This window comes from Clavibacter michiganensis, from assembly GCF_016907085.1.
GTDB classification, from domain to species: domain Bacteria; phylum Actinomycetota; class Actinomycetes; order Actinomycetales; family Microbacteriaceae; genus Clavibacter; species Clavibacter michiganensis_O.
Map to the genome: position 1 here is coordinate 3,122,489 of NZ_JAFBBJ010000001.1, position 12,276 is coordinate 3,134,764.

13 protein-coding genes are annotated in these 12,276 nt (G+C 73.9%); all 13 read left to right on the top strand.

All coding sequences use genetic code 11. The features are described from left to right. Position 1: 1 nt before the first annotated feature. The 13 genes from folE (at position 2) to JOE38_RS14830 (ending at position 12,250) form a co-directional block, all read left to right on the top strand. Positions 2–586 (top strand): GTP cyclohydrolase I, encoded by a 585-nt coding sequence (gene folE, locus JOE38_RS14775; RefSeq protein ID WP_204576950.1) that lies wholly within the window; start codon positions 2–4, stop codon positions 584–586. After that, a complete protein-coding gene (gene folP / locus JOE38_RS14780; protein WP_307838896.1) occupies positions 583–1,467 on the top strand; it encodes a dihydropteroate synthase in 885 nt (294 codons plus the stop codon). Before folE ends, folP begins: the two co-directional genes overlap by 4 nt. A gap of 4 nt (positions 1,468–1,471) precedes the next feature. Then, positions 1,472–2,182: a DUF3592 domain-containing protein gene (locus JOE38_RS14785; RefSeq protein WP_204576951.1), complete on the top strand. Its 711-nt coding sequence runs from the start codon at positions 1,472–1,474 to the stop codon at positions 2,180–2,182. Continuing rightward, positions 2,176–3,078 carry a 2-amino-4-hydroxy-6-hydroxymethyldihydropteridine diphosphokinase gene (gene folK / locus JOE38_RS14790; RefSeq protein WP_204576952.1) on the top strand — a complete coding sequence of 301 codons (903 nt, stop codon included), beginning with the start codon at positions 2,176–2,178 and terminating at the stop codon, positions 3,076–3,078. The genes JOE38_RS14785 and folK overlap by 7 nt, the downstream gene beginning before the upstream one ends. After that, a complete protein-coding gene (locus JOE38_RS14795; protein ID WP_204576953.1) occupies positions 3,075–3,557 on the top strand; it encodes a DUF3180 domain-containing protein in 483 nt (160 codons plus the stop codon). Before folK ends, JOE38_RS14795 begins: the two co-directional genes overlap by 4 nt. 49 nt (positions 3,558–3,606) lie before the next feature. Then, on the top strand, positions 3,607–4,095 hold the full coding sequence (locus tag JOE38_RS14800) for a PH domain-containing protein (protein WP_204576954.1): 489 nt from the start codon (positions 3,607–3,609) through the stop codon (positions 4,093–4,095). Further along, positions 4,092–5,915, top strand: coding sequence for a PH domain-containing protein (locus JOE38_RS14805; RefSeq protein WP_204576955.1), 1,824 nt, complete (start codon positions 4,092–4,094; stop codon positions 5,913–5,915). Before JOE38_RS14800 ends, JOE38_RS14805 begins: the two co-directional genes overlap by 4 nt. Next, positions 5,912–6,673, top strand: coding sequence for a Rossmann-like and DUF2520 domain-containing protein (locus JOE38_RS14810; RefSeq protein WP_204576956.1), 762 nt, complete (start codon positions 5,912–5,914; stop codon positions 6,671–6,673). Before JOE38_RS14805 ends, JOE38_RS14810 begins: the two co-directional genes overlap by 4 nt. A 42-nt stretch (positions 6,674–6,715) precedes the next feature. Continuing rightward, on the top strand, positions 6,716–7,594 hold the full coding sequence (gene panC, locus JOE38_RS14815) for a pantoate--beta-alanine ligase (RefSeq protein WP_204576957.1): 879 nt from the start codon (positions 6,716–6,718) through the stop codon (positions 7,592–7,594). Between the two features lie 113 nt (positions 7,595–7,707). Then, positions 7,708–9,249 (top strand): lysine--tRNA ligase, encoded by a 1,542-nt coding sequence (lysS, locus tag JOE38_RS14820; protein ID WP_204576958.1) that lies wholly within the window; start codon positions 7,708–7,710, stop codon positions 9,247–9,249. 6 nt (positions 9,250–9,255) lie between these two features. After that, a complete protein-coding gene (locus tag JOE38_RS15980) occupies positions 9,256–9,381 on the top strand; it encodes a hypothetical protein (RefSeq protein WP_012037540.1) in 126 nt (41 codons plus the stop codon). 21 nt (positions 9,382–9,402) lie between these two features. Next, positions 9,403–9,585: a hypothetical protein gene (locus tag JOE38_RS14825; protein ID WP_012037541.1), complete on the top strand. Its 183-nt coding sequence runs from the start codon at positions 9,403–9,405 to the stop codon at positions 9,583–9,585. A gap of 154 nt (positions 9,586–9,739) precedes the next feature. Continuing rightward, positions 9,740–12,250: an ATP-dependent Clp protease ATP-binding subunit gene (locus JOE38_RS14830; RefSeq protein WP_045529264.1), complete on the top strand. Its 2,511-nt coding sequence runs from the start codon at positions 9,740–9,742 to the stop codon at positions 12,248–12,250. The last annotated feature ends 26 nt before the right edge of the window (positions 12,251–12,276 follow it).

Below are 12,276 nucleotides of genomic sequence, written 5' to 3' on the forward strand. Positions count from 1 at the left end.
GGTGGGCGTCGACCGGGCGCGCATCGAGGCGGCCGTGGCCGAGCTGATCCTCGCCATCGGCGAGGACCCGGGCCGGGAGGGACTCGCGACCACCCCCGCGCGGGTGGCCGAGGCCTACGGCGAGTTCTTCGCGGGCGTGGGCGCGGATCCGCTCCGCCACCTCCGCGAGACCTTCCCGCTCCCCGAGACGGACGCGGCGCCGCAGCCCGTGATCGTGACGGGCATCGCGTTCCGGTCCATCTGCGAGCACCACCTGCTGCCGTTCACGGGCGTCGCGCACCTCGCCTACGTGCCGGGCGAGCGGATCGTCGGCCTCGGCCGGCTGCCGCGCGTGGTCGACGACCTCGCCTCCCGCCCCCAGATGCAGGAGCGTCTGGGCGAGCAGATCGCCGAGGCGCTCGAGCACGGTCTCGGGGCGCGCGGCGTCGCCGTGATCCTCGACGCGACGCACGGCTGCGTCACCGCGCGCGGCACCCGCCAGGCCGGCAGCACGACCATCACCATCGCGGCCCGTGGGTCGCTCGCCGAGCCGGCGGCGCGCGCCGAGGTGCTCGCGCTGCTGCCCGCATCGGGCGGGCGGGCGTGACCGTGGCCTCCGCGCGCACGCTCGTGATGGGGATCCTCAACGCGACCCCCGACTCCTTCAGCGACGGCGGCCGTCACCTCGCCCTCGACGACGCGCTCGCGCACGCGCGGCGGATGGTCGCCGCGGGCGCGGACCTCGTGGACGTGGGCGGCGAGTCCACCCGCCCGGGCGCGCTCCGCGTGGACGCCGACGAGGAGCTCCGGCGCGTGCTGCCCGTGGTCCGCGAGCTCGCCGCGGAGGGCATCGCCGTGAGCGTCGACACCATGCGCGCCGCGACCGCCGAGGCGTGCGTCGCGGCGGGGGCGCGCGTCGTCAACGACGTGTCAGGCGGCCTCGCGGATCCGCGCATGGCCGCCGTCGTCGCGGGCGCCGACGTCGACTACGTGGCGATGCACTGGCGCGGGCACAGCGACACCATGGCGGCGCGCGCGACGTACGCCGACACCGTGGGCGAGGTGCGCGACGAGCTGCGCGCGCGCGTCGCCGCCCTCGTCGCCGCCGGAGTGGATCCCGCCCGCATCGCCCTCGACCCCGGCCTCGGCTTCGCGAAGGAGGCCGCGCACGACTGGCAGCTCCTCGGATCCCTCGACGCGTTCACGGGCCTCGGCCACCGCGTGCTCGTGGGCGCCTCCCGCAAGCGCTTCCTCGGGCGGCTGCTGCCGGAGGAGGCTGCCGTCGAGGAGCGCGACGTGCCGACCGCGGTCGTCAGCGCCCTGTCCGCGCGCGCCGGGGCGTGGGCCGTCCGCGTGCACGACGTCGCGTCCACCCGCGCCGCGCTCGCGGTCGAGGAGGCGTGGTCGCGCGGGCGCGCCGAGGCCGTCGCGGCCGCGTCCGCCGGGCCGTCCGCCGGGCCGCCAGCCGCCGCCGGTCTGTCAGAGTAGGAGCATGAGCGCCGTGAGCCAGGACCGTGTCGTCGTCTCCCCGCAGGCGGTGCTCGTGCGCATCGCGATCGCCGCGCTCATCGCCTCCGTGATCCTCGGCGCCGGCCTGACCTTCCCGGCCGACCTCGCCGCCGGTGCCGGCGCGGCCGTCGTGGTCGCGAAGGTCGTGGCCGTCGTGCTCGGGCTCCTCGGATCCCTCGGCGCCGCCTACGCGTCCGTCGTGCTGCTGTCGCCCGTCCTCACCACCGCGGGCGCCGCGCTGTGGCCGGCCGCCGTCGCGCTGCTCGGCACCGCGCTCGGGATCGTCGGCGCGCTGCCGTTCTCCTCCGCCGCGGTCGAGGGCGACGCGTCGCACGCGGTCCTCGGGCTCGTCGCCGCGGTGCTGGCCGTCCTCGGGATCGCCGCGGCCGTCGGATGGGCCGTCGTCCAGCGTCGCGTCGCGCGCCTCGCGGCCACCGCCCGCCGCGTCACCGAGACCGGCCGCCGCACCTCCGCGATCGTCACCGCGGTGCAGCGCCTCGACGGATCCGGCGAGGCCGTCCGCGCGCGCCTCACGGTGGCCTTCACCGACGCCGACGGGCGCGACCACCACGTCACGCGCACCGTCACCACGGCCGACCGGCTGCTCCCGGCCGTCGGCGGCAAGCTCCCGCTCTGGTACGACCCGGCCGACCCGGGCGACCTCCCGTCCATCGTCGTGGGCCGCTCATGGTGACCGGGCTCCCGACCGACCGCATCCTCCTCACCGGGCTGCGCGTGCACGCCCACCACGGCGTCTTCGCGGAGGAGCGCCGCGACGGCCAGCCGTTCGTGATCGACCTCGAGGTCGCGCTCGACCTCGCGCCCGCCGGCGGCACCGACGAGCTCGGCCGCACGCTGCACTACGGGGAGCTCGCCGAGGAGGTCGCCGCGGCGGTCGGGCGGGATCCCGTCGACCTCATCGAGACGCTCGCCGAGCGCGTCGCGGGCGTCGTGCTCGCGCATCCCGTGGCCCGGTCGGTGCGCGTCACCGTGCACAAGCCGGACGCGCCCATCGCCGTCCCCTTCGACGACGTGGCCGTCGTGATCGAGCGCGCGTCCGCCCTGCCGGCGCCGGGCGCGACCGTGCGCGCGGTGGTGGCCGTGGGCTCCAACCTCGGCGACCGGCGCGCGACCATCGAGCGCGCGCTGGCCCGCATCGACGAGGTGCCCGGCCTCCGCGTCGTGCGCGCGTCCGACCTCGTGGAGTCCGTCGCCGTGACCGCCGACGGGGAGGATCCGACGAAGCCCGGCTACCTCAACGGCGTCGCGCTGGTGGACTCCGGGCTCGGGCCGCACGCCCTGCTGGACGCGCTGGCCGCGATCGAGCGCGACCTCGGCCGCGTGCGCGCCGAGCGTTGGGGCGACCGCACGATCGACCTCGACGTCGTCGCGTACGGCGACGCGCGGATCCACGACGACCGCCTCACGCTCCCGCACCCGCGCGCCGCCGAGCGCGCCTTCGTGCTGGGGCCGTGGCTGCAGGCGGATCCCGACGCGGTGCTGCCCGGGCACGGCCGCGTCGACGCGCTGCTGGCCGCCCTCGAGCCCGTCGCCGGACCCGCCACCGACCCCGCGGAGGCGACCCGATGACCCGCACGCGCTCCACCACCCTCATCGCCCTCCTCATCGCGGGCGCGGCCATCGGCTGGTTCGCCGAGAACGCGCTCGTCATGACCGGGCGGGCGCTCCTCATCCCGCCGCTCACGCTCGGCGCGACGCTCCTCATCGTCGGCATCGTGCTGCTCGCGCTCGCCCGCCCCATCCGCCGCTCGACGCTCGGGCGCGCACCCGGTCGCGTCGACCCGTTCCGCGCGACGCGCGTCGTTCTGCTCGCGAAGGCGTCGGCGCTCGCGGGCGCGCTGCTCACGGGGATCACCGGGGGAGTGCTGGCCTTCGTGCTGGCCCGGCCGGTGCTGCCCGGCGCGTCCTCCGTCGGGCTGGCGGTGGCCGGTACGGTGGGAGCCGTCGTCCTCCTCGTCGCCGGGCTGGTCGCCGAGCACTGGTGCACGGTCCCGCCCGACGACCGGGACGACTCGCGCCCCGGGGATCCGGCGCGCGAGCTCTCGTAGGACCCCGCAGCACCCCCGCTCGCAGGCCCACCGCACCCCGAGGAGCACCGTGACCCCGAACGTCGACCCGCACGGCGTGACCTGGCGCCGCGTCTCCCCGCGCCTCGTCGGCGTCGAGCTGGTGGGCGGCGTGATCACCGCCCTCGTGCTCGGCGGCATCGCCGTGTTCCTGTCCGTCGTCGGGGCGCCGGGCTGGATCCGCATCGTCCTCGGCGCCGCCGCGGTGATCGAGCTGGTGGTGACGCTCGTCATCGTCCCGCGCCGCGTGCGCGCGATGGGGTACCAGCTCCGCGAGGACGACCTCGTCTTCCGCCGCGGCATCATGTGGACCCGCGTCGTCGCCGTGCCCTACGGCCGGATGCAGCTCGTGGACATCACGCGCGGCCCCGTCGGCCGCCTGCTCGGCCTCGCCGACCTCAAGCTCGTCACCGCGGCGGCCGCGGCGGCCATCCAGATCCCCGGGCTCACGAACGCGGACGCCGAGGAGCTGCGCGACCGCCTGGTCGCCCTCGCCGAGACGCGCCGGGCCGGCCTGTGAGCGACGCGACGCCCGAGGATCCGGCGGCGCGCCCGCCCGAGTCCGCGCCCGACGTCGCGCCGCCCGCCGCGGCGCCCGAGGCCGTCCCCGCCGCCGAGGCCCGCATCGCGGAGGAGCTCACCGACGGCGACTGGCACCGCCTGCACCCGGCCACCCCCGTGCTCCGCGGCGGGGTCCTCTTCATCGTCGCGATCGGCTTCCTCGTCTCGTCGCTGCGGGAGCAGCTCGTGGAGCAGTTCGTGCCCGGCCAGCGGCGGGACGGCGAGCAGGACCTCATCCCGATGCTCGTGGAGTCCGGCAGCCTCATCTGGGTCATCCTCGCCCTCCTCGCGTTCACCCTCCTCGCGGTCGGCGTCTCGTACCTCTCGTGGCGCATGCACACGTTCCGCGTCACGGAGGAGACCGTCGAGGTGCGCAGCGGCATCCTCTCCCGCACGAACCGGCGGGCCCGGCTCGACCGGATCCAGGGCGTCAACATCGTGCGCCCGCTCGTCGCGCGATTGATCGGCGCGGCCAAGCTCGAGATCCAGGTCGCTGGCAACGACGCCAACCTGCCGCTGCAGTACCTCCGCTCGCGCGACGCCGACGCGTTCCGGCTGCGCGTGCTGCGGCTCGCGTCCGGCGCGCGGGCCGAGGCGGCGGGATCCGCCCGGCCGTCCGCTCCGGCCGGCACCCCGCGCGGCTTCGTCGGCTCCCGCGTGGACGACTTCCTCGCGCCCGAGCTGGATCCGGACGCCGCCCCGCCGCAGTCCGTCGTCCGCATCCCCGTCCCGCGCCTCGTCGGCGCCGTGCTCCTGTCGGCGCCGACGGTCGTGCTCGTGCTGTTCGTGGTCGTCGGGATCCCGCTCATCGTGCGCTTCGAGGCCTGGTACCTCCTCGTGCCGCTGCTGCCGACGCTGCTGGGATCCGCCGGCTTCTTCGTGCGCCGCATCACGCGCTCGCTCCGCTACAGCGTCGCCGGCACGCCCGACGGCGTCCGGGTCGGCTTCGGCCTGCTGTCCACGAGCAACGACACCATCCCGCCCGGCCGGATCCACGCGGTCGAGGTCGTGCAGCCGCTGCTCTGGCGCGCGGCCGGCTGGTGGGAGATCCGCATCACGCGCGCCTCGCACTCCTCGTCGCCGGGCGCCGCCGGCCAGCAGAACACGTCGATCCTCCCGGTGGGCGACCGCCGCGACGTCGACCGCGTGCTCGGCCTCGTCCTGCCCGACCTCGTCGGCGACCAGGCGCTCCGGCTCGTCGCCGTCGGCATGACCGGCCGCGGCGGAGACGACGACGGCTTCACGACGTCGCCCCGCCGCGCGTGGATCCTCAAGCCCTTCTCCTGGCGCCGCACCGGCTTCGCGGTCGACGCGTCTGCGTTCCTCGTGCGCCGCGGCATGATCTGGCGCCGCCTCGTCATCGTCCCGCACGCCCGGACGCAGGGCGTCGACCTCACGCAGGGCCCGATCGACCGCCGCCTGGACCTCGTCTCGGTGCGCGCCGCAACCGTCGCCGGCCCCGTCGACACGCGGCTCGGCGCCATCGACCGCGCCACCGGCATGGAGCTGTCGACCCGGCTGGTCCAGGCCGCCGTGGCCTCCGCCCGATCCGACACGTCCGCGCGCTGGGGCGCCGAGGCCGCGAGCTGGCCGGCGCCGGGATCCGCGTCCGCCGCTGCCGCTGCACCGGCCGTCGCCGCACCCGCGGCGGCTGCACCCGCCGACAGCGCACCCGCCGCACCCGCACTGCCCGACCCCGACCCCGCCCCCGACGCCGCCTGGCCGCCCCCCAGCGCCGACGCCCCGCGCCACCGATCCACCCCCGAGGACCCCGCATGACCGCCCCCTCCCAGCGCTCCGGCCGCCTCGGCGTGGGCATCGTCGGCGCGGGCCGCGTCGGCCCCGTCCTCGGTGCCGCCCTCGCCGGTGCCGGCCACGCGATCACGGGCATCTCCGCGGTCTCGGAGGCGAGCCGCGAGCGCGCGGAGGCGATGCTGCCGGGCGTCCCCGTGCTCGAGATCCCCGACCTCGTCGAGCGGAGCGAGCTCGTGATCCTCGCCGTCCCCGACGCCGAGCTGCCCGGCCTCGTCGCGGGCCTCGCCGCCACGGGCGCCTGGCAGGCCGGCCAGCTCGTCGTGCACACGTCGGCGGCGCACGGGATCCAGGTGCTCGCGCCCGCGTTCGCGTCCGGCATCATCCCGCTCGCCATCCACCCCGCGATGTCGTTCACCGGCACGAGCATGGACCTCAGCCGCATGGTCGACAGCTGGTTCGCCGTGACCGCGCCCGCGCCCGTGCTCCCCATCGCGCAGGTGCTCGTCGTGGAGATGGGCGGGGAGCCCGTCGTCGTGGAGGAGCGCGACCGCCCGGCGTACGCGGAGGCCATCGCCACCGCGACCACGTTCTCCACCGCCATCGTCGACCAGGCCGCCGGCCTCCTCGCGGGCATCGGCGTCGAGGAGCCGGGCCGCGTGCTCGGCCCGCTGATCCGCTCGGCCGTCGACGACGCGCTCCGCCGCTCCTCCCCGGCGGGCGGCGCGCGCCTCACGACCGGCGACGTGCCGCTGCCGACGGACGAGGGGCCCGCCGCGCACTAACCTGTCGTGTCCGCGTCCCGAGCACCCGAGGAGCACCACGGCATGACGATCCCCGCGCCCACCGTCGTCACCGGCATCGCCGAGCTGCGCGCCCGCGTCCGCGACCACCGGGCCGCGCGCACGGCCGCGGGGGAGGCGCCCGTCGTCGTCCTCGTCCCCACCATGGGCGCGCTGCACGAGGGCCACCTCGCGCACGCGCGCCGCGCCCGCGAGCTCGGCTCCCTCGTGGTCGTCTCGATCTTCGTCAACCCCCTGCAGTTCGGCGCGGGCGAGGACCTCGACGCGTACCCGCGCACGCTCGACGCCGACGTCGCCGCGCTCGCGGAGACCGGCGCCGACCTCGTCTTCGCGCCCTCCGCGGCCGAGATGTACCCGGACGGCCCCGCGCGCATCCGCGTCACCGGCGGATCCGTCGCCCTCACCCTGGAGGGCCGCTCCCGCCCCGGTCACTTCGACGGCATGCTCACCGTCGTGGCGAAGCTCCTGCACATCGTGGCGCCCGACGTCGCCACCTTCGGCCGTAAGGACGCGCAGCAGCTGCACCTCGTGCGCCGCATGGTGCGCGACCTCGACCTGCCCGTCCGCATCGAGGAGCTGCCCACGGTGCGCGAGCCCGACGGCCTCGCCCTCTCCAGCCGCAACCGCTACCTCGACGACCGCGAGCGCCGCGCAGCCCGCGTCATCCCGGCCGCCCTCGAGGCCGCCCAGAGCGCCGGGGACCGCGGCATCGACGCCGTCATCGCCGCCGCCCAGTCCGTGGTGATGGGGGAGCCCGCCGTCGCGCTCGACTACTTCCAGGTGGTGGATCCGACCACATTCGAGTCCGTCGACGACGGCTTCACGGGCGTCGCGCTCGCCGTCGTCGCCGCCCGCGTCGGCAGCACGCGCCTCATCGACAACGAGACCGTCGTCATCGCCTGACCTCGCGGGCATCCGATCCGCGGGCGTGCCCGGGCCCCGCCCGCACCTGCGAGAATCGACGGGAGGCCGCTCGGCCGCCCACGAACCCACGACCCGCGAGGATCCGCCCGCACATGACCGACAGCCCCGGAACGCCCGCGACGCCCGAGACCGCCCCCGCTCCCGCCGTGGAGGGATCCGCCGAGGACGTCGCCGAGCAGAAGGCCGTGCGCCTCGCCAAGCGCGCCCGCCTCAACGCCGAGGGCGGCCCCGGCGGGGGCGCGTACCCCGTGCAGGTCCCGGTCACAACGACCATCCCGGCCGTCCGCGCCGAGTTCGGCCACCTCGAGCCCGGCGAGGAGACCGACCACGTGGTCGGCATCGCCGGCCGCGTCGTCCACTTCCGCAACACCGGCAAGCTCTGCTTCGCCACGCTCCAGGCGGGCGACGGCACGCGCATCCAGGCCATGATCTCGCTGGCCGAGGTCGGCGACGAGGCGCTCGCCGCGTGGAAGGAGCTCGTCGACCTGGGCGACCACGTCTTCGTCGCGGGCCGCGTCATCGCGAGCCGGAAGGGCGAGCTGTCCATCATGGCGACCGAGTGGCGCATCGCATCGAAGGCCCTGCTGCCCCTGCCGAACCTCCACTCCGAGCTCTCCGACGAGACCCGGGTCCGCAGCCGCTACCTCGACCTCATCGTGCGCGACCAGGCGCGCAAGAACGTCCTCGACCGCGCGAAGGTCAACGCCTCGATGCGCGAGACGTTCCGGAAGCGGGGCTACGTCGAGGTCGAGACGCCCATGCTGCAGGTGATGCACGGCGGCGCGTCCGCCCGCCCGTTCGTCACGCACTCCAACGCCTTCGACACGGAGATGTACCTCCGCATCGCGCCCGAGCTCTATCTCAAGCGCGCGGTCGTCGGCGGCATCGACCGCGTCTTCGAGATCAACCGCAACTTCCGCAACGAGGGCGCCGACTCGACGCACAGCCCCGAGTTCGCGATGCTCGAGGCGTACGAGGCCTACGGCGACTACACCTCCATCGCGGAGCTCACCCAGACCCTGGTGCAGGACGCCGCGATGGCCGTCGCCGGCGGACACGTGGTCACGTGGGCCGACGGCACCGAGTACGACCTCGGCGGCGAGTGGGACCGGATCTCCATGTACGGCTCGCTGAGCGAGGCCGCGGGTGTCGAGATCACGCCCGCCACGACCGTCGACGAGCTCCAGGCCATCGCCGATCGCGAGGGCGTCGTCGTGCCGCTGAGCACGCACGGCAAGCTCGTCGAGGAGCTCTGGGAGCACTTCGTCAAGGGCGGGCTCGAGCGCCCCACCTTCGTCCTCGACTTCCCTGTCGAGACCTCGCCGCTCACGCGCGCGCACCGCTCCATCGAGGGCGTCGTCGAGAAGTGGGACCTCTACATCCGCGGCTTCGAGCTGGCCACCGGCTACTCCGAGCTCGTGGACCCCGTCGTCCAGCGCGAGCGCTTCGTCGACCAGGCGCGCCAGTCGGCGCGCGGCGACGACGAGGCCATGCCGCTCGACGAGGAGTTCCTCCGTGCCCTCGAGCACGGCATGCCGCCCTCGGGCGGCATGGGCATGGGGGTCGACCGGCTCCTCATGGCCATCACCGGTCTCGGCATCCGCGAGACCATCCTGTTCCCTCTAGTGAAGTAGGCGACCATGCCATTAGGCCCCGACGGCTCGAACCCGAAGAAGCCCACCACCGCGCGCTACGCCCTCTGGATCATCGTGGGCGGCATCGCCGTCGTCATGATCGGCCAGGGCGTCTACGGCATCCTCACCTAGAGCGCGGCGTATCCTTCTCGCATGGATGATTTCTGGGCGAGCGCGATCTGGTCGATCCTCCCCACCCTCGGCGTGGGCCTGATCTTCTGGTTCATCATGCGAGCGGTCATCCAGGCGGACAAGCAGGAGCGCAAGGCCTACGCCGCCATCGAGGCGAAGGAGCGCGCCCGCATGGGCGTGCCCGCGCCCGACGCCGACCGCTAGCGCGGACCGCACTCGTCGGCCGCTCCCGGCCCGGATCCGCCGCCCGCCGCATCGCGTCACGCCCACGGCGAACAGGGGCATGCACTCCTCGGACCCGTCGTTACTCTCTACATATCGGCGCCGGCCCCCTGCCCCGGTGCCCAGGGAGATACAGATGTTCGAGAGATTCACCGACCGCGCTCGTCGCGTCGTCGTCCTGGCCCAAGAAGAGGCCAAGATGCTCAACCACAACTACATCGGGACCGAGCACATCCTGCTCGGCCTCATCCACGAGGGCGAAGGCGTGGCCGCCAAGGCCCTGGAGTCGCTCGGCATCTCCCTCGATGCCGTCCGCGAACAGGTCCAGGACATCATCGGCCAGGGCCAGCAGCAGCCCACGGGGCACATCCCGTTCACGCCGCGTGCCAAGAAGGTCCTGGAGCTGTCGCTCCGCGAGGCCCTCCAGCTCGGCCACAACTACATCGGCACCGAGCACATCCTCCTCGGCCTGATCCGCGAGGGCGAGGGCGTCGCCGCGCAGGTGCTCGTCAAGCTCGGCGCCGACCTCAACCGCGTGCGCCAGCAGGTCATCCAGCTCCTGTCCGGCTACCAGGGCAAGGAGGCGGTCGCCGTCGGCGGCGAGGCGCAGCAGAGCCAGCAGGCGGGCTCCACGGTCCTCGACCAGTTCGGGCGCAACCTCACGCAGGCCGCGCGCGACGGCAAGCTCGATCCCGTCATCGGGCGCGAGAAGGAGATCGAGCGCGTGATGCAGATCCTGTCGCGCCGCTCCAAGAACAACCCCGTCCTCATCGGCGAGCCCGGTGTCGGCAAGACCGCCGTCGTCGAGGGCCTGGCGCAGGCCATCGTCAAGGGCGACGTCCCGGAGACGCTGAAGGACAAGCAGCTCTACACGCTCGACCTCGGCTCGCTCATCGCCGGATCCCGCTACCGCGGCGACTTCGAGGAGCGCCTCAAGAAGGTCACCAAGGAGATCCGCACCCGCGGCGACATCATCACCTTCATCGACGAGATCCACACCCTCGTCGGCGCGGGTGCCGCCGAGGGCGCGATCGACGCGGCCAGCATCCTCAAGCCGCTCCTCGCGCGCGGCGAGCTGCAGACCATCGGCGCCACCACGCTCGACGAGTACCGCAAGCACTTCGAGAAGGACGCGGCCCTCGAGCGCCGCTTCCAGCCCATCCAGGTGCAGGAGCCCTCGCTGCCCCACACCATCAACATCCTCAAGGGCCTGCGCGACCGGTACGAGGCGTTCCACAAGGTGTCCATCACCGACGGCGCCATCGTGTCCGCCGCGAACCTCGCCGACCGCTACATCGCCGACCGGTTCCTCCCGGACAAGGCCATCGACCTGATCGACGAGGCCGGCGCCCGCCTGCGCCTCTCGATCCTGTCGGCGCCGCCGGAGCTCCGCGAGTTCGACGAGCGTATCTCCACGGTCCGCGTGGCCAAGGAGACCGCCATCGAGGACCAGGACTTCGAGAAGGCCGCGAGCCTGCGCGACGAGGAGAAGAACCTCCTCGGCGAGCGCCTCCGCCTCGAGAAGCAGTGGCGCTCGGGCGACGTCCGCACCACCGCCGAGGTCGACGAGGGCCTGATCGCCGAGGTCCTGGCGCAGGCCACGGGCATCCCGGTGTTCAAGCTCACGGAGGAGGAGTCCTCCCGCCTCGTCTTCATGGAGAAGGCCCTGCACCAGCGGGTCATCGGCCAGGAGGAGGCCATCTCGGCCCTGTCCAAGACCATCCGCCGCACCCGCGCCGGGCTCAAGGACCCGCGTCGTCCCTCGGGATCGTTCATCTTCGCCGGCCCCACGGGCGTCGGCAAGACGGAGCTCGCGAAGGCCCTGGCGGAGTTCCTGTTCGACGACGAGGACGCCCTCATCTCGCTCGACATGAGCGAGTACGGCGAGAAGCACACCGTGAGCCGCCTCTTCGGCGCCCCTCCCGGATTCGTGGGCTTCGAGGAGGGCGGCCAGCTCACCGAGAAGGTGCGCCGCAAGCCGTTCTCCGTGGTGCTCTTCGACGAGATCGAGAAGGCCCACCCGGACATCTTCAACTCGCTCCTCCAGATCCTGGAGGAGGGACGCCTGACGGATGGCCAGGGCCGCGTGGTCGACTTCAAGAACACGGTCATCATCATGACCACCAACCTCGGCACCAAGGACATCACGGGCGCCCCGGTCGGGTTCCAGGTCGAGAACAACGCCGCGAACTCCTACGAGCGCATGAAGGGCAAGGTCAGCGAGGAGCTGAAGAAGAACTTCAAGCCCGAGTTCCTCAACCGCGTGGACGACACCATCGTGTTCCCGCAGCTGTCGAAGCCCGAGCTGCTCCAGATCGTCGACCTGTTCGTGAAGCGCCTGTCGGACCGCATGATGGACCGCGACCTCACGATCACGCTCGAGACCGCCGCGAAGGAGCGCCTCATCGAGGTCGGCTTCGACCCGTCGCTCGGCGCCCGGCCCCTCCGCCGCGCGGTGCAGCACGAGATCGAGGACCGCCTGTCGGAGCGCATCCTGCAGGGCGACCTCAACGCGGGCGACCACGTGCACGTGGACTACGTGGACGGCCAGTTCACGTTCGTCACCACGCAGCGCGAGGGCATCTCGGTCGCGGCCGGCATCGGCACCGGGACCGGCACGCCGGATCTCGCCATCACGAGCGAGTAGCGAGCAGCCAGCGCCACCACGACGGC